The sequence below is a fragment of the Sphingopyxis bauzanensis genome (assembly GCF_002205675.1).
GTDB lineage: Bacteria > Pseudomonadota > Alphaproteobacteria > Sphingomonadales > Sphingomonadaceae > Sphingopyxis > Sphingopyxis bauzanensis.
This window is the reverse complement of sequence record NZ_NISK01000001.1, coordinates 426,575-441,775: the sequence shown is the minus strand read 5'-3', so window position 1 is coordinate 441,775 and position 15,201 is coordinate 426,575. Positions and strand designations below refer to the sequence as shown.

19 protein-coding genes are annotated in these 15,201 nt (G+C 62.8%); 8 read left to right on the top strand and 11 right to left on the bottom strand.

Features of this window, described 5'->3' with window-relative positions; translation table 11 throughout:
- The first annotated feature begins 103 nt into the window (after positions 1–103).
- The 3 genes from CDQ92_RS02145 to CDQ92_RS02140 all read left to right on the top strand — a co-directional run bounded on the left by CDQ92_RS02145 (position 104) and on the right by CDQ92_RS02140 (position 2,862).
- Positions 104–1,672, top strand: coding sequence for a hypothetical protein (locus tag CDQ92_RS02145; protein WP_088439658.1), 1,569 nt, complete (start codon positions 104–106; stop codon positions 1,670–1,672).
- A gap of 153 nt (positions 1,673–1,825) precedes the next feature.
- Positions 1,826–2,122, top strand: a complete 297-nt coding sequence (locus CDQ92_RS20730; protein ID WP_158213754.1) for a hypothetical protein — start codon at positions 1,826–1,828, stop codon at positions 2,120–2,122.
- Positions 2,119–2,862, top strand: a complete 744-nt coding sequence (locus tag CDQ92_RS02140; RefSeq protein WP_088439657.1) for a zeta toxin family protein — start codon at positions 2,119–2,121, stop codon at positions 2,860–2,862. Before CDQ92_RS20730 ends, CDQ92_RS02140 begins: the two co-directional genes overlap by 4 nt.
- Here the strand turns inward: CDQ92_RS02140 and CDQ92_RS02135 are convergent.
- Together CDQ92_RS02135 and CDQ92_RS21405 are read right to left on the bottom strand one after the other, a co-directional pair.
- Positions 2,859–3,380, bottom strand: coding sequence for an ImmA/IrrE family metallo-endopeptidase (locus tag CDQ92_RS02135; RefSeq protein WP_088439656.1), 522 nt, complete (start codon positions 3,378–3,380; stop codon positions 2,859–2,861). The genes CDQ92_RS02140 and CDQ92_RS02135 overlap by 4 nt on opposite strands.
- A complete protein-coding gene (locus CDQ92_RS21405) occupies positions 3,377–3,850 on the bottom strand; it encodes a helix-turn-helix domain-containing protein (protein WP_201792024.1) in 474 nt (157 codons plus the stop codon). The genes CDQ92_RS02135 and CDQ92_RS21405 overlap by 4 nt, the downstream gene beginning before the upstream one ends.
- On the opposite strand from CDQ92_RS21405, the gene CDQ92_RS02125 reads away from it, so the two are divergent.
- The 4 genes from CDQ92_RS02125 to CDQ92_RS02110 are packed head-to-tail and all read left to right on the top strand — an operon-like array spanning position 3,840 to position 6,596.
- Positions 3,840–4,331 (top strand): hypothetical protein, encoded by a 492-nt coding sequence (locus CDQ92_RS02125; RefSeq protein ID WP_137752254.1) that lies wholly within the window; start codon positions 3,840–3,842, stop codon positions 4,329–4,331. The genes CDQ92_RS21405 and CDQ92_RS02125 overlap by 11 nt on opposite strands.
- A 3-nt stretch (positions 4,332–4,334) precedes the next feature.
- Positions 4,335–4,856, top strand: a complete 522-nt coding sequence (locus tag CDQ92_RS21040) for a DUF7665 family protein (RefSeq protein WP_088439650.1) — start codon at positions 4,335–4,337, stop codon at positions 4,854–4,856.
- On the top strand, positions 4,846–5,277 hold the full coding sequence (locus CDQ92_RS02115; protein WP_088439648.1) for an MPN domain-containing protein: 432 nt from the start codon (positions 4,846–4,848) through the stop codon (positions 5,275–5,277). Before CDQ92_RS21040 ends, CDQ92_RS02115 begins: the two co-directional genes overlap by 11 nt.
- Positions 5,274–6,596, top strand: a complete 1,323-nt coding sequence (locus tag CDQ92_RS02110) for a hypothetical protein (RefSeq protein WP_088439646.1) — start codon at positions 5,274–5,276, stop codon at positions 6,594–6,596. The genes CDQ92_RS02115 and CDQ92_RS02110 overlap by 4 nt, the downstream gene beginning before the upstream one ends.
- Here the strand turns inward: CDQ92_RS02110 and CDQ92_RS21035 are convergent.
- A complete protein-coding gene (locus CDQ92_RS21035; protein ID WP_158213753.1) occupies positions 6,593–7,162 on the bottom strand; it encodes a hypothetical protein in 570 nt (189 codons plus the stop codon). The genes CDQ92_RS02110 and CDQ92_RS21035 overlap by 4 nt on opposite strands.
- Between CDQ92_RS21035 and CDQ92_RS21030 the strand changes: the two genes are divergently transcribed.
- On the top strand, positions 7,136–7,462 hold the full coding sequence (locus CDQ92_RS21030) for a hypothetical protein (RefSeq protein ID WP_158213752.1): 327 nt from the start codon (positions 7,136–7,138) through the stop codon (positions 7,460–7,462). The genes CDQ92_RS21035 and CDQ92_RS21030 overlap by 27 nt on opposite strands.
- Here CDQ92_RS21030 and CDQ92_RS02100 read toward each other — a convergent pair.
- The 8 genes from CDQ92_RS02100 to CDQ92_RS02070 all read right to left on the bottom strand — a co-directional run bounded on the left by CDQ92_RS02100 (position 7,459) and on the right by CDQ92_RS02070 (position 15,198).
- Positions 7,459–7,791, bottom strand: coding sequence for a hypothetical protein (locus tag CDQ92_RS02100; RefSeq protein ID WP_088439642.1), 333 nt, complete (start codon positions 7,789–7,791; stop codon positions 7,459–7,461). The genes CDQ92_RS21030 and CDQ92_RS02100 overlap by 4 nt on opposite strands.
- Positions 7,788–8,894: an IS5 family transposase gene (locus CDQ92_RS02095; protein ID WP_088439640.1), complete on the bottom strand. Its 1,107-nt coding sequence runs from the start codon at positions 8,892–8,894 to the stop codon at positions 7,788–7,790. Before CDQ92_RS02095 ends, CDQ92_RS02100 begins: the two co-directional genes overlap by 4 nt.
- A 59-nt stretch (positions 8,895–8,953) precedes the next feature.
- Positions 8,954–9,808 carry a hypothetical protein gene (locus CDQ92_RS02090; RefSeq protein WP_088439638.1) on the bottom strand — a complete coding sequence of 285 codons (855 nt, stop codon included), beginning with the start codon at positions 9,806–9,808 and terminating at the stop codon, positions 8,954–8,956.
- Between the two features lie 22 nt (positions 9,809–9,830).
- The gene (locus tag CDQ92_RS21025) at positions 9,831–10,007 is read right to left on the bottom strand and encodes a hypothetical protein (protein WP_158213751.1); all 177 of its coding nucleotides are present in this window, start codon (positions 10,005–10,007) and stop codon (positions 9,831–9,833) included.
- Between the two features lie 659 nt (positions 10,008–10,666).
- Entirely contained in the window at positions 10,667–11,665 is a 999-nt protein-coding gene (locus CDQ92_RS02085) for a dipeptidase (protein ID WP_088439636.1), read from the bottom strand.
- On the bottom strand, positions 11,658–12,962 hold the full coding sequence (locus CDQ92_RS02080; RefSeq protein WP_088439634.1) for an MFS transporter: 1,305 nt from the start codon (positions 12,960–12,962) through the stop codon (positions 11,658–11,660). The genes CDQ92_RS02085 and CDQ92_RS02080 overlap by 8 nt, the downstream gene beginning before the upstream one ends.
- Entirely contained in the window at positions 12,959–13,912 is a 954-nt protein-coding gene (lhpI, locus tag CDQ92_RS02075) for a bifunctional Delta(1)-pyrroline-2-carboxylate/Delta(1)-piperideine-2-carboxylate reductase (RefSeq protein WP_088439632.1), read from the bottom strand. The genes CDQ92_RS02080 and lhpI overlap by 4 nt, the downstream gene beginning before the upstream one ends.
- Positions 13,909–15,198, bottom strand: coding sequence for an NAD(P)/FAD-dependent oxidoreductase (locus CDQ92_RS02070; RefSeq protein ID WP_088439630.1), 1,290 nt, complete (start codon positions 15,196–15,198; stop codon positions 13,909–13,911). The genes lhpI and CDQ92_RS02070 overlap by 4 nt, the downstream gene beginning before the upstream one ends.
- Between the last annotated feature and the right edge of the window lie 3 nt (positions 15,199–15,201).

Below are 15,201 nucleotides of genomic sequence, written 5' to 3'. Positions count from 1 at the left end.
TCTGCAGAATCGCGGTCGCCGCATCAAGGGCGGGCGCCGCAATTCATCGAACATGGTCCAGCGACCGCTTCGATTGGCGCCCAAAAGCTGGTAGCGGGGCAGCATGAATGATGCGCTTCCATCATACGAACTCGGTCGTGCCGGCGAGACTCTCTTCGCCCATCTTTGCGATCGTGCCCGTCTGAGGCAAAACAAGAGCTTACAGGACGTCACCGGCTGGGACTTTCTCGTCGAATTTCTGCTCGAAGAGGCTGGGCGCGCGACGCCGCTCGATCAGCGCCAACCCTCCACCTGTATCATCCAGCTGAAGTCGACGGCGGGCGAGCGCGGGAATCGCGTCTCCGCGAAGCTGTCGGCGGTCGACCTCATTGCGAAGAACGCGCAGCCTGCTTTCGTGATCGTCTTTCGCCTGACGCCCGCTGGCGACCCGCTTCGCGGCTATCTTATCCATCTGCTCGGACCGCAGCTCTCTCGCATTCTGCGGCGCCTTCGCCTGGCCGAGGCACGACAGGACTATGCGATCAACCGCGCTTCGATCAGTTTCGACTATCGCCGCATCGGCGTGCCGTTCGAGCTTACGCCGGAGGGCCTCAAAATGGCGCTCGCCGCCGCGATGGGTGACGATCCGGTGGCTTATGTCTTCGAGAAGCAGCGCCAGCTTGCCGAACTCGGATATGAGGATGGCCATCTGGAAGGCGAAGCGGTGGTGCGCATCGAGGGCCAGGATCATCTCAAGGACCTGATGCTCGGGATTGCACCGCTCGTTCCCGAGCGCCTCACTATGTTCGACCGTCGCTTTGGCATCCGCATTCCCTATCAAGGTCCGCTGCTTGCTCGGATCGAGGAGTTTCGGGTCGACCCGCCAAAAGTTGGGGACTGTGAGATCGTCATCCGCGGTGATTCCTTCGTACCGCCGGTGCGGTTCAAGGCCGAAATCGTCGTCATCCCGCCGATCGAGGCGGATGCGATACTGTATGTGAAGCATGCCGACTTCACGATCCGGATGTCGCGGGACGGGCTGCATTTTCAGACGGTCGGTCTGTTCGACGACGGCCGCAAGTCGCTCGATGCGTGGATGAAGCTGACGCGCGCGCTGACCTATCTTGCCGAAGGGCGCGGATCGCTTACGATCGACCGCTGGCGCGATAACGCGGTCCCGGTCACGGCGGCGCTAACCGAGCCATTGACGGGCCCCTATCTTAATGAAATGCCCGAGATCGCCACGATTCTCGAGCGCTGGCGCCAGCTTCTCGAGCGGGCGGGGGTCGAGCCCGGTGAGAGCTTTCGCTTCGATGCGATATGGGAGTCCGAGCTGGCAGCGATCGCCGGAGATCTTTTGCTGAACAAGACGCCGGTGGCGCGCTTCGAGATCGATAGTTTCGAGGGTGCGAAGCTGGACGGGGCGGAGGGCGAGGCGATCGAAGCGCTCTATTACAACCGGGCCGAACTTGCGGGCGATACGATCTGCTTTGCCGTAGAAATTCGGATGGAGCCGGTAGAGGAGGCCGGCCTCTATCGCTCGACCGCTTTCAAACCCCTCGACGTCAGCGCCGACGTACCCGACCTCGATGCCTATGCGCAAAAGCTCGCCGAGGCGGGTGGCTATCGCATGCTGATCGACCCCGACACGATGCGGATCGTCGATCCCAGTGGCAGTGATCGGGCTCTGTGATCATAGTTGTGCGCCGCGCGACGGGATGGGTCGACGACGCTCCGGTAGGGGCTTGGTTTATGTTGCAAACATTGCCTTTACACTTTCTAGCTTGCACAAATGCGCGGCAGGCGCCAAATTGATTGTCAGCAAAGCAAACATTCTAGGTGTCAAATGGCTCGCATGACCGTTAAAAAGTCGGTTGGAAAAACGCGCTCTGTTACTTTCGGGTCGGTGACCGTTCGCGCGGCTGTGCCCCCCAAAGCGCAAGTCGCCGCTAACGTCGCTCTTGGTCAGTCGGCATTGAAGCGCGCGCGCATGAAGATCATCAAGCCGGGCGTCCGCATCTCGCCGCGCAAGGATGTTCCGCTTTATCACGTCGACGCCGATAAGCCCGAGGAGGTTATCCGCAAGCTCGATGGAAAAGTCGAACGCGGCCACTTTGTGAACGGCACCTTCCAGAAACTATGACGTCCCTCGCCCGGGCGGTCGACGGCATATTGGCGGCGCAACTCGCGTCGGGCAAACCGCTCGCCATCATCCTCGCGGGTCATAACGGGTCGGGCAAGTCGACGATGTGGTACCAGCATCTGGCACCGCAACTCCAGATTCCGCTGGTGAACGCCGACCGCATGATGCTGTCGATCCTTCCCGAGACGAGCGCGTCTGCGCCGCTCCCGGAGTGGGCGCGAACGCTGCGCGATCAGAATGAAAGTTGGATGAAGGTTGCGCAAAATGGCGTACAGGCCTTCGTTGCCGAAGCGCTCAGCAACGGCGTGCCCTTTGCGATGGAGACGGTATTCTCTCACTGGCGCGAGCTTGAGGACGGCAGCATCGAGTCAAAGATCGATCAGATCAAACAGATGCAAGCCAATGGCTATTTCGTTTTGTTGCTGTTCGTCGGGCTCGCCAATGCCGTACTTTCCACGCTTCGCGTCCAGACCCGTGTCGCCCGCGGCGGCCACGCGGTCGACGCCGCCAAGCTTGCCGACCGATTCCCGCGCACTCAGATGGCCATCAGGCTCGCTGCAACGGTCGCCGATGCTGCGATCCTTGTCGACAACAGCCGCGAAGAGAAACTTGCTTTTTCGGTGTGCCGAATTCAACAGCAGAATGAGGTAACGTTCGACATGCGCGATGGCGGCGATGTTCCGCTGGCGATCCAGTCATGGCTGGATATCGTGGCACCGCGCGAACCCCTAGCGGACTAGCGTCGCAGCAGATTTGTCAGCCGGATGAGCATGGCCTGCGGGCTGACGGCGAAGACGTCGGCAAGGCGGGCGACTTCGCTGTCATCGTTGACGTCGATCCAGGTTCCGACAAGCGCCTTGCGTATCCATTCAGCGGGCATCAGCAGATTGGCAGCAAACGCGTTCGCCTCGACCTCTTCAATGTTTTCAGCAGTGCCCGAGCGTGGGTCGCGTAAATTGACGCGGAACGCCGAATCGACATGCACTTCCTCGCCCTCGTGCAGCATGAGATGGGCAATTTCGTGGGCAATCGTAAAGCGCTGCCGGACCTCCGAATGCTTGGCGTTAACGACCACGACGTTCCGTTCCGCTGATCGGATCAATATTCCGGAAATATCGTCGGCGACGTCGATGCGCCTTAGCTCGACGCCCAGTGTTGCCAAAATAGGTTCGAGCGCGAGCGGCGGAGCATCCTGTCCGGCGATCAGGTCCGAAGCCGCCTTGCGTATCCGCGCATAGGCGATAGGCAATTCGCTCAAGGTCCGGGTGTTTCGTTCTTCAGCTTCTCGACGAGCTGTGCAACATCGTCACGCAGCGGCTTTTCAGCCGCAGCCGGTGCAGGAAAAAGGTCCCCGGGTTTCGCATCGAGGGCGTGCGCCAGATCGACGATCTGATGGAGCAGGACGCGCTGGCGACCCTTCTCGATATTGGTAATCGAGGTCCGGGAGAGGTCGACGCGTCGCGCCAGTTCTTCCTGCGTGACCTGCCGGCGTTCGCGCAGCGCGCGGACGCGGCTGCCGAAAAATGTGTAGAGCGGATCTTGCATGTTGGCCGTTTCTAGGGAGCGGTTCGTCAACGTAGCAAACAGTTGAGCCAAGCTCAAGGGCCTTGTTTGCAACGCAAACGGTTTGCAAAACGGGCACATGATGTTTGTGTTATTGACATCGGTTCCGGAATATGGTGAAGCGGCGGCAGGGTTCAAAAGGAGGCCCTTCAACATGACCGCCATCAACGCTTTCTCTCTCATCCTCACCGTGCAGGGCATGGCCAAGCCGATCGAGCTTGCCGTTCCCGATGACGCCGACGTGGCGCATATCCTCGCTCGTATCCGCGAGGAAACCGGCCGTACCGACATCGAGGAGCTTGCTTTCGAAGATGCCGACGAGCCGCTGGCCGACGCGGCGACGATCATCGAAGACCTGCGCCGCGAGTTCCGTGTCCTTCACGCGTCGACGCGCCAGCGTATCAAGGTACGCCTGTCCTACGAAGGTCAGTCGCACGAGCGCGCTTTTCGTCCGAATGCGACGATCCGCCGCGTCATCCGCTGGGCGATTTCGCCTGAGGCCTTCGGTCTGGAAGGCAAGCCGGCCCAGTTCCAGGTGAAGGTGGACGGGCGCGTTGTGCCCCCAGATACCCATCTCGGTCAGGCCGCGCACGGATCCTGCGCGCTGGAAGGCGTGCTGGTCCACAATGTGAAGCCGCAGGGCTGACTCGTGGAACTGCCCGCCTTTCCGCCCGACGAGGCCGCGCTGCGGCGCGATCTTGTCGCCGGGGCGTTTCGGATCGGCGAGGAGCGGGGCCGCTGGCGGCTCGCGCGACTCGCCTTTCCCTTCGCCTTTTTCGAGATCGCGGCGCCGCCGATGCCGGACAGTCCCGAGTGGTTCCTGCTCCGGCTGCGCTGCGACGGCTATCCCGCGCTCGCGCCCACCGGCGAGCTCTGGCACGGCGCGCTCGACCGGGCGCTGATCCAGGAGGAGCGGCCCCGCCAGAGCGGCGGAGCGTATCTGCCCAGCTTCTCGACCTGGGGTCCGTGCCTCTACCATCCCATCGACCGGATCGGGCGAACGCACTGGCCCGACCAATATGCCGACCTTGCCTGGCGCGCCGGCTGCGACATCACCGATTATCTGGAGACCGTTCATGATCTTCTCGCTGATCCGCTTTATTGCGGCGCGTCTGTCGCCCCCGGTTCGCTTGAACTGCCCGGCGCGGCTGTGGTCCCGCTTGCTGCATGATCTTGCGCAGCGCGGCGAAGGCCGCCGCGAAAGCGGAGCCTTCCTGCTTGGCACAATCGAAGGCGACCACCGCTTCGTGCGTGGCTATCTTCTCTACGACGATATCGACCCGGACGCCTTGCAGGGCATCATCCTGTTCGACGGCGGCCAGATGGACAAGGTCTGGGACGTCTGCGCGCGCCATGGCTGGCGCGTCGTGGCTGATGTTCACACGCATCCCGGCGGCTATGGTCAGAGCAGCACCGACCGGGCGCACCCCATGATGCCCCGGCGCGGTCATCTCGCGCTAATCGTCCCCGACTTCGCGTCGCGCCGGACGGGGCCGGGCGAAATCGGAATTTACGAATATCTCGGCGGTGCGGACTGGGCGGATCACAGTGCCCGCGGCCCCGGCTTCTTTCGTCTGCGGAGGTTCGCATGACCGTTCAGTTCGAGCACGACCGGATAGCGCAACTGCTTCTGGAACATGATATCGGAACCGACGTCGATCTGGCGCGAGCGCGGCTCGAGGGCGGGCAGGTCCAGCTGTCGATCGATGCGGCAGCGGCGGCCACGCAATGGGGGCAAGCTGCAGCGCTGGCCATCGCGGCTACCGCTTCGCGCATGTTTCGCGGCGGGGTCTTTATCGGTGGCCTCGATCCGGTGCCCGTGATTGTCGGCAGTCATGTCGGGGCGCCGCTCATGCGCGCCCTGGAAGCGGCCGGATGCCGTAGCCGCAATATCCCGGCCAAGCCCTACCGCCTTCACATCGGCAGCCATCCGCAGTCGGCCGCCGATCTCTATTTGACGGTGTCGGGCTGGCGAGCCCATGTCGCACCCTATCCCGCCCAAAGCGAAGGCAAGGGCAATGTAATTGCCGGCGCCGCGGCCGGCGCCCTTGCGGTCAGCGAAGCCTTTCGCCGACATATTCTGGGCGACCTGCTGGCAGGCCGCCAGCCCCTGACCCTATCGCTGTGGGATCCTGCCGCGCCCGAAATCGACCCGGGCGACATTACGCGCCTGCCTGCGTCGCTCTGGCTGCTCGGTCTTGGAAATCTTGGCCAGGCGACAATGTTTCTTCTCGAGCTGCTGCCGTTTGCCGACCGTCGGCTGACCCACCTCCTCGTCCAGGATCGCGATCGCGTCGGTGAGGAAAATCGGCTGACGCAAATCCTGACCGAACCGGCATGGATCGGTCATCGCAAGGCCCGCATGCTCGGCGCCTATGCCGATCGCCTCGGTTTCGAGACCCGGATCTGCGAGCGCAGTTTCGGGGCATCTAGCCGGCCCGAAGACGGGGAGCCGCGAGTAGCGCTTGCCGGCGTCGATAATCTCGACGCCCGGCGGCTCGCCGCCGATGGCCGCTTTGACCTCGTGATCGACGCCGGGCTCGGCAGCAGCGCGGAGGAAATTTTCGATCTGCGCCTTCACGCCTTCCCAGGCCGAATGACTCCCCAGACCGCCTGGCCGGATGTCACCGGCCCGACCGAGGCTGCCCTCAACCCCGGCCTCGAAAAGCTTGTGGTGGAAGGTCGGCTCCCGCAATGCGGCGCGCTCGCGATCGCTGGTCAGAGCCTTGGCGTGCCATCGACCGCGGTCGTCGCGGCCGCGCTTCAGGTGGGACAGCTCTGCCGGGCGCTCGCGAGCGGGACCTATTGCGATTTTGTCGATCTCACGCTGCGTAATCCCAAAGCGGTGGTGGCGACGAGCGCGATGCTTCCGGACAATGTTAGCCTGCCGTCGGTTATGCCGCGCCCCTAGCTGCGGATACGCTGACGGTATGAACCACCGAGCTTCACGCCCGTGAAGTGGTCGCGGAAGTCGCCTTCGCCGTCCTTCGGGTTGACGTCGCGCTGAAAATCGAGATGCGGCAGGTGCGCGAACAAGAGGTCGGTGTCGTTCTCGATCGCGCTCGTGGCATTGACTACCGTATGACCTAGCAGTTCGCGCGGTTCGCCCGGCGCTCCGGGCGAGGCGTCGCGATCAAGAATCTCGGTAACCCAGATGAAATGCGGCAGTTCGCGATTGATTGCCCGGATCTTTACGTCCTCGGGAAGCGCGGCCGCCGCGAGATGGTGGCGATAACGCGCGGCAGTCGTGAGATAGGTCCGAAAGACGAGCTGCCCGCTGTCCTTGAGATCGAAGAAAGCCTGAAGCGTGTCGATCGCCTCCTTGGGCAAGGACTTAAGCGCCTGTCCGAGTTGCAAGTGCTGATCGCGTATCTTGCCGACCACCTCCTTGGCGATCAGGTCGGCGTGATCGCCAAGCCGCACGACCCTTGGCGGCAGCGGCACAAAAATATGGGTGACTTCATCGGCCGCGATCACCGGTTCTCCATCGATCCGCAAGAGCTGGTCGGCGGGAAGTGCGGCGACGTCGTCGGCGGTAAGCGCGAGAAGGCGATACGGCCCATGCTGGTCGTCGTGAACGACGAGCGCGCGTACGAAGCAATCGTAGCTATCGCCAGCACGGACCGGTGCCGAAGACTCGACATAGCCGACCGCCGTAATCGCATGACCGTCCCGCTCGTCATGATGAATATTCGCCATGCCGAGAATCACCGGGAGCGCAGAATCGAGATAGCGCACGATGGTGGGGATCGCAGTGTCGAGCAGGCCGGCCTCTAGCAGGCTGTTGAAGAAGTCCATTTGCGAGCGATGAAGGGATATTCGTCGCCGTGTCGGTAGCAGATTTCGCCGTAGAGAGAGCCGTCTGGCTGGAGTTCGGCGGAGCCATCTCCGCATACTTCGGTCATTTCGTCGCTGCCGTCCCAGGAGAAGTCGATCCTGGTCGCCTCCGCGCTGCTCGCTTCCCATATGTGTCCGGTGCAGCAGCCAAAGGCAAACTCGCCTCCGCCCTTATGCTCGAACAGGATATAGGCTGGCTCGACCATATCGGGATAATCGGCCGGGAAGTCAGGCATCTCGACGATGCGCCATTTGCCGCCGGGGCTCATGCCAACGCTCCGAGGAGCTTGGGCAAGCGGATCAGATTGTAGGCGGCCAAGGCGAGGGTGAAGACCGCATCGACCTTGGCCCGTCCTCGCAGCTTGACCTTTGCGAGGCCGGCCGAAGCCTTGCCCCATCCGAACACCTCCTCGATGCGCTTGCGGCAGCGTTGGCTGATCGCATAGCCGGGGTGACGGGTGGTGCGCCGATCCATGGCAGTCGCGCGCGCCTTGCCATTCTTCGAGAGATGCCCGTTGATCGCGATGTGGGGGGTGACCGACCGCTCGCGCAAATCTTCCACGAACTGCCGCACGTCATAGGCCTTGTCGGCACCCAATGTGATCCGACGCCGCCGTCGGCGCCGGTCCAGCATCGCAAGCGCGGCTTCCCGTTCGGCGGTACCGCTGGCCTGGGTAATGCCGCCGTCCACCACCAGCCCGTTGCGGTTCTCCATCAGGGCGTGGCCGATATAGCAAAGCCTGGCAGGCTGGCCGTCGCCCTTCTTGTAGAGCCGTGCCTCGGGGTCGGTCGTGCTCTGGTGGGTCTCGTTGGACCGCTTCTCCTTGTGGAAGTTGCGTGTCGCATTGCGGCCCGGACCCTGGGGGTCATCGTCGCTCCCATCTTTGCGGCGAAAGCTCTTGATCGACGCCCAGGCCTCGATCAGCGTACCGTCCACCGAGAAATGATCGCTTGAGATCAGCCGCTTTACCTTCGGTTGGGCCAAAATCGCGCGCAGGAACTTGGCGGCGATCTCTCCGCTGAGCAGCCGGTCCCGGTTGGTGCTGAAGCTCGAATGGTCCCAGACCGCCTCGTCGACACCCAATCCGACAAACCAGCGGAACAGAAGGTCAAACTCGATCCGTTCCATCAACTGGCGCTCCGATCGAAGCCCGTAAAATACTTGCAGAAGCATGGCCCGCAGCAGCCGCTCCGGCGGGATCGAGGGCCGGCCGAGCCGGCGCGGGTAAAGCGCCTCGAAATCCCCGTCCAGCGCCGATAATGCCGTATTGGTTATCTGCCGGATCTGCCGAAGCGGATGATCCCGCCTTATCCGCGCCTCTATATCAACATAGGAAAACAAAGCTCCCGTGCCTTCGTCAGAACCGCGCATCGATCACCTCCAGATCCCGGAAAGTGAATCACGATCAGCCCTCGCGCGCTACCACTTTTTCAACAGCCTGCTAGAGCTGCCGGATCGCCCGTTGCGGAAGCATCCGCTTCTACGACATCAGCCACCGCCGAAGCGTCGGAACCATCCACATCCTCGTCGCCATAGTTCGCGCAATAGGGCTGGTGCCCCATGCCGCGGAGGGCGCGAACGATGTGAAGAGGGCTGAGCCCCTTAGACCCATGCGGCAGCGCCGCGCTCAATTCATTGTCAGTCGGCGTGGTCGCGAGCCGGGTGATATCGCTGACCGCATGCCATCCTGATCGGCGGTGCCGCTCGTGGATCGGCCGGCATGCCATCCAGATCGCCGCTTGGGCGCAGGCGCCTACCCGCGCGTCTTGCTGGATGAAGGGCGCCCCTTCGACGTGCAGCTCCGCCCCCAGCAAATGCGCACGGAACTTCGCCCGCGCTGCGCAACGAACCGTGTGGCCCGCGATCTTGTCCGGGAATCGGAGGATGGTCCGCCCGATAGGCGATTGGCGGATCGGACGCACAACCGTAAAGCCAAGATAGGATTTGCACCCGGAAAGCGCCTCGATCTGCGCCGAAATCGACTGCTTGAAAATGTCGGCGACGTCGGCGTTGAAGAAATGGTTGCGCTTCGTTCGCCGCGAATAGTCCTTGAACGCCGACGCGTAGAAATTGACGTAGTCCGACGAGTAATCCTGGTCGGTGTACGGTTCCTCGACGATCGCGTAGCAGCCACCGAGACGCGCGACATGGTCGAGGATCGCTCCGGCCGCTTCATTGCCGGGTCCCGCACTCAGCATTTCCGCGAGCTGCGACCGACCGCTATCGTCGATGGCGAACCCGTGAAGGCCGACAGGCTGGGTAATGAGCAGTTCGGGCTGCGTCATGCGGCAGGCGATGCCGCACGGATCAGCGAAAGGCGAACCGGGTAGCCGTGGTGAAGGCGCGCGTCGTGCGGTGATCGACCTCGCTCATGCGCGACAAGGTTTCGCGCGACAATTGAAGGTCGAGACGGACATCGCACAGTTCGACCGAGTGCTGCGATGTCGTCGGTGTGAGCTGCCGTGCAGTTGTATCTTGCGACATAGTTGCTGTGGCCCCCCGTTTCTGCTCGAAGAAGTTCATCTTTCGACTCCTGAGTCAATAGCCACGGCGTGGCCCCTATGCGCAATGCCGAGCCTGCGTCAAGGTTGCTCGGACACCGTTGCTGCCAGGGTAGCCCGTGCAATGGCGGCGATCGATAGCCTTCAAGATTAAAGAAATGATTGCTTTCGCGTGCATTTACAACGGCCCCGATCAATTGACCGCGACCGCTTTCTTCATTCTTCAGGGTGTGGCCCGAACGAGCCGCACATTTATATTCCAAGTCCCCCTCCGCGTTCGAATAGCGCGAGAATAGCGTCTGGTTTCGTTGAACCATTTGCATATTTGAACCAAATATTGCGGTTTTGCAATCACGTCGGCCACGATCCGGTTCATAACGGTACAAAGTTTCGTTTCACGTCTTTGCGTCGGATTGGCTTGTGCGTGGCGCCGCAATACCGGCGCCTATGGCCGCGATCCCGTCGGCAAGAGGCAGCGTCGAGTCCGGAACGCGTCGCAGTTACATGCGATTGAATGATCGCCGGCACGTCTGCTTTTCACTACTCGTGTTTGCAAGCTGTCCGACCGCAATCGGCCAACTATCCCTGCGGTGATCAAGTATTAAAGGGGGCCGCACCAGAGATCACAACGATGGCATCAGGTCAGCGCCATACTCGATCGGCTATCCGCAAAAGATTGCCGCCGAGCAGCTTGCAAAGAGTTGGATCGCTTACTCCCCGGTCGCGCAACGCGTCGCAAATTTCAGGAAGACGCCACGGCGCAATCATTTTCATGCCCGCGCCATATTGCCCTTTGCTTGGGAAAAGGGCGGGGTTGGCGGTGACATATTCGTCGAGTTCGGCGGGGTCGAATACATAATCGAGGCCGATCCCGACATGATCTTCGCCAACCACATCGAGCGCATGCAAGATATGCCGGACGAAGGTTTCCGTGCTGTTGTCATTGTCGCCGAGGAAGATGCCGATGCCGCTCGGGCAGATCACGCCGCCACGCGCCGCACAGGCGCGCATCAGGTCGTCGGGGATGTTGCGCGGATTGTCCCACAGCGCGCGTGGATTTGAGTGGGAGAAGATCACCGGATCGGCTGACAGGTCGATCGCTTCGCGCGCGGTGCGATAACCGGTATGCGTGCAGCACAGCGTCATGCCGACGCGGTTCATCTCGCCGATCACTTCGCGTCCGAACGCGGTCAGCCCGCCGTCGTCGTCAAGGCATCCGCCGCCCGCCGGATTGTTGCGGTTATAGGCGATCAGCATCCAGCGGACACCAAGGTCGTAATATAGGTGAACGAGACTCGCCTGTTCGCCCAGTGCATTCATGCCCTCGATGTCGAAATGCACAGCCAGCCTGCCGCTCGCCTTCGCATCGCGAAGATCTTGAGCAGACCCAATCAGCATATAGTCGTCGGGCCGCGCTGCGAGCCACGAACGGAAATGACCGAGCATGCGGACATGTTCGGCAATGCCTTGATCGCCGAAACCGACATTCAGCGAAATCGCGGTCAAACCGGCATCACGGCATCGCGCGAGCTGATCGAGAAAGGCATCATCGCCGGGCCGCAGCGGCATGCAGGCGTGATTGTCCCACACCATCGCGTCTTGCGGGATTCCGCGTGGCAGCGGGTTCGTCGTTTCAGCCATCGCGTCCTCCTCGTTTATGCAACAGTGCGCTACGCGACATATGGAATAGTCCGATCGACAGCATCGCCGCCGGCACGACGATGCAGGCCACCGAATAACCGACTGCCAGAGGATTGCCGAACCCGCGCTCGGTGACCAAGGCAACAGCCGTAGGCCCCATGCCCAGGCCGAGGAGAGTGTTGCAGAATGCCACAAGTGACATGCCGATACCGCGCAGGTCGCCGGGAATGACGTCCTGAAGCGCCGCGACGCCCGCGGTTGCCGCGATCGCCGAGCATAAAGTCCACAGACCCAGGCCGAGCAGCACCAACGCGGGATGCGGCGCTGCAACGAGCAGGGCGCCAACACCTGCAAGAGACGCCGCCGCCATGCTGAAGCCAAGCCTTCCGCGCACGCCGCCGCGTCGCGCGAAAAGATCGGAGAGCACACCGCCGAGCAACGCACCAAAGATACCGGCGATGGCGGTGACAAGGCCAAAAATCGAACCAATCTGCTCCGGCTTCCACAAGAACAGGCGGGAGAGAACGGATGGCACCCAGGACAACAGGCCATAGTCGCCAACCGAAAGCAGCGCGATCGCGATCAGCAATGTACCGAGGACCAGACGGTCCGAGGCAAGCCGCGCGATGACGTGGGAAAGTGGGGCTTGCTCAATCGCTTCCAACCGTTGGGGCTCGCGTACAGTCAGCAAAAGGATCGGCACGAGGAGCCCGCTCACCCCGATCAGGATCAGCACGATCCGCCAGGGCGCAAGGGTGCCGAGCAACGGGACGGCCAGAAACGCACCGTCTTGCGCCGCTCCCAGCAGGACGCCGCCGATCCCGACCGCCGCCGGTCCGCCCACCACCATGCCCATGAAGAACACGCCGATTGCGGTGCCACGCTGATGCGGAGGAAAGGCGTCGCCGATCATCGACGCTGCGGCGGGGGCCAGCGCGGCTTCGCCGATACCGACAACCGCGCGGGCGGCGAACAGGGTCCAGAAGCCCGGCGCGAGACCGCACAGGATCGACCCGGTACACCAGATCAGCGCGCCGCCGATCAGGATACGGCGGCGGCGGCCACGGTCGGCCAGCCGTCCGAGCGGCAGTCCCGCCAGAACGTAGATGATGGCAAAGGCCGCCCCCTGCAGCAGGCTGATGCTGGCGTCGCCGATGCCGAGGTCGATCTGGAGCGGGTCGACCAGCACGCTCAGGATCAGCCGGTGCGTATAGGATATGAAGCCGGCGAAGCAGAAGACGGCAACCATCCACCAGGCTTGCTCTCTCGGCGGGTATGTCATCGGGGTGCCAGTCATGCCTGAACTTCCATCGTCCGGTTTGCCGCCTCGGACTTCGCCAGAAGATATCGGGCGGCAGCAATATCCGCGAGCCCGGTCCCGACGGACTTGAAGATCGTGATGTCCGCGTCATGCCGGCGCCCCAGGCGGGCGTCGCCCAGCAATGCAGCAAGGTCCACGGCAGGATCGGCGATATGACCCCGGCGCAAAGGCTCGATAAGGTCACCGCTTTCTCGAAGCGCGGTCTGCGTATCCACCACGAGGCGGCCGCGCGCGAAGAGGTCGCTATCGGCTTCGCGCATATCCGGCGCGAAGCTCCCGACGAGATCGATGTGTGTACCCGGGACGACCCAGTCGGCTTCGACTAGCGGGACGCGGCTGAGCGTCGCGCAGCTGATGATGTCGGCCTTCGCAACATGACGCGCGAGATCGGAGACGGCCTCGATCCGATCCGCCACGCCGGAGAGCATATCCGCAGCGCGCCGCGCCTTGTCGGGATTCCGGCCCCAGATCATGATGCGTTCGAGGGGGCGGACAGCGGCATGCGCGCGGGCGAGATGCGGAATCAAGGCACCCGTTCCGACGAGCAACAGCGACTGCGCGTCGGGGCGTGAGAGGTGACGCGACGCGACGGCCGAGACGGCGGCGGTGCGCAAGGCAGTCAGCGCAGGCGCATCCAATATGGCCTGCGGGATGCCGGTATCGCCGTCGAGCAGAAGGTAGATGCCGTTGATCGTCGGAAGCCCTTTGACCGAATTGTCCGGCACAACCGTCGCGATCTTGACCCCGAGTTCGCTGCGCGATTGCCATGCTGGCATGATTAGCAAGGTTGCGTTGTCATCGCCCGGCAAGTGGCAATGCATCCGCTGGGGTGCGCCAAATGGGCTGGCAAAGGCATGTTCGATGGCATCGATCAGTTCGTCGGGGAGCGCGAGCGCAAGGATCTGTCGGTCGTCGAGGAGCTTCATGCTGCCAGCTCCTGGTCTGCGAATGCGCGTGCAGAAGCCCTGCCGAACCGGGCGAGAGAGAAGTTTTCGATATTAGCGGGCGCCGAGCCAGCGATCAGTTCGCGAATATATTCTGCGGTCACCGCCGCCTGGGTCAGCCCGAGATGCTGATGGCCGAATGCGTAGAGGATGTTCGGCGCGGCGGGCACGATCCCGATCGCCGGCAGCGAGTCGGCGAACGACGGCCGGCTGCCCATCCAGCGCAAGCTGCCCTCGCGGTCGAGCGGCGGGAGATAGGCTTCGGCAAGATCGGGCAGCATATCCGCGCGCCGCCAATCCGGTTTGGCGGACGGCGGGGCCAGCTCGACGGTTCCGGCGAGGCGGAGCCCGCCCCACATGGGGGTGGCAAGGAAGGACTCCTCATGAAACGACACCGGCCTGCCGAGAAGATCGGCGTTGCCGGGCAGCATGACATGATAGCCGCGCTCGGCCCGCAGCGGGCAGGCGAGGCCTAGCGGCTCGACGAGCTGGCGCGACCACCAGCCTGCCGCGATCAGCGCCTTGCCCGCCAGAATTCGATCATCGGCGCAGCGGATCGCAACCGCGTCGCCTTCAGGCGCCACGGTGGAGACATCGCGCTGGAGCACCTCGCCGCCGCCGGTCCGAAAGCGGGTCACCAAAGCGCGCGAGAGGTCCAGCGGATTGGTCACATGGGCAACATCCCGGTGCAGAACGCCGGCGCTTATTCGCCGCGTGAGCGATGGCTCAAGATCCGCAACCTCGTCGGGAGAAAGCCGATCGAGCGCGATGCCTTCTGACGCGAGCGCTTCGGCGTGTGCCCATAGTTTCTTCGTGGGGCGATCTGCGCGAATGATGTCGAGCATGCCTTTCTCGCGCAAGAACTGAGCCGCAAGGCCCGGACCCAACAGATCGCGCCATGCGACAAGGGCCCGGCCGTTGAGCAGTTTCAGCAACGCGATCGCATGAAGCCGACGTTTCGGCGTCGCCGCTCGTGCGAAACGGTACATCCATGAAGCATAATGTCCCGTGTGTTGCAGGGGCATCGATAGCGGGCCAGTGGCGCTCAGGAGCATACGCGGTGCCGCAAGAATATGCGCGACGCTCGCCAGCGGCAGGACAAACGAGGTGGCGATCACACCCGCATTACCTGCCGAACAGCCGCCACCGGGTTCGCTACGGTCGATCAAGACGACCGAGCGGCCAGTGGCCTGCAGCGCAAGCGCCGATGCGATGCCGATGATGCCGCCCCCGACGACGGCGACATCGATTATTTTCTGTGATGTCATGAT

Bases quoted from the DNA above. Each gene is read 5' to 3' on its own strand.
- CDQ92_RS02140 (WP_088439657.1), top strand. From the start codon at position 2,119: ATGACGTCCCTCGCCCGGGCGGTCGACGGCATATTGGCGGCGCAACTC.
- CDQ92_RS02110 (WP_088439646.1), top strand. From the start codon at position 5,274: ATGACCGTTCAGTTCGAGCACGACCGGATAGCGCAACTGCTTCTGGAA.
- lhpI (WP_088439632.1), bottom strand. From the start codon at position 13,912: ATGAAGCTCCTCGACGACCGACAGATCCTTGCGCTCGCGCTCCCCGAC.
- CDQ92_RS02145 (WP_088439658.1), top strand. From the start codon at position 104: ATGAATGATGCGCTTCCATCATACGAACTCGGTCGTGCCGGCGAGACT.
- CDQ92_RS02100 (WP_088439642.1), bottom strand. From the start codon at position 7,791: ATGAGCCCCGGCGGCAAATGGCGCATCGTCGAGATGCCTGACTTCCCG.
- CDQ92_RS02125 (WP_137752254.1), top strand. From the start codon at position 3,840: ATGACCGCCATCAACGCTTTCTCTCTCATCCTCACCGTGCAGGGCATG.
- CDQ92_RS02080 (WP_088439634.1), bottom strand. From the start codon at position 12,962: ATGACTGGCACCCCGATGACATACCCGCCGAGAGAGCAAGCCTGGTGG.
- CDQ92_RS21405 (WP_201792024.1), bottom strand. From the start codon at position 3,850: ATGGCGGTCATGTTGAAGGGCCTCCTTTTGAACCCTGCCGCCGCTTCA.
- CDQ92_RS21030 (WP_158213752.1), top strand. From the start codon at position 7,136: ATGGGTGACTTCATCGGCCGCGATCACCGGTTCTCCATCGATCCGCAA.
- CDQ92_RS02095 (WP_088439640.1), bottom strand. From the start codon at position 8,894: ATGCGCGGTTCTGACGAAGGCACGGGAGCTTTGTTTTCCTATGTTGAT.
- CDQ92_RS02085 (WP_088439636.1), bottom strand. From the start codon at position 11,665: ATGGCTGAAACGACGAACCCGCTGCCACGCGGAATCCCGCAAGACGCG.
- CDQ92_RS20730 (WP_158213754.1), top strand. From the start codon at position 1,826: ATGGCTCGCATGACCGTTAAAAAGTCGGTTGGAAAAACGCGCTCTGTT.
- CDQ92_RS02090 (WP_088439638.1), bottom strand. From the start codon at position 9,808: ATGACGCAGCCCGAACTGCTCATTACCCAGCCTGTCGGCCTTCACGGG.
- CDQ92_RS21025 (WP_158213751.1), bottom strand. From the start codon at position 10,007: ATGTCGCAAGATACAACTGCACGGCAGCTCACACCGACGACATCGCAG.
- CDQ92_RS02070 (WP_088439630.1), bottom strand. From the start codon at position 15,198: ATGACATCACAGAAAATAATCGATGTCGCCGTCGTCGGGGGCGGCATC.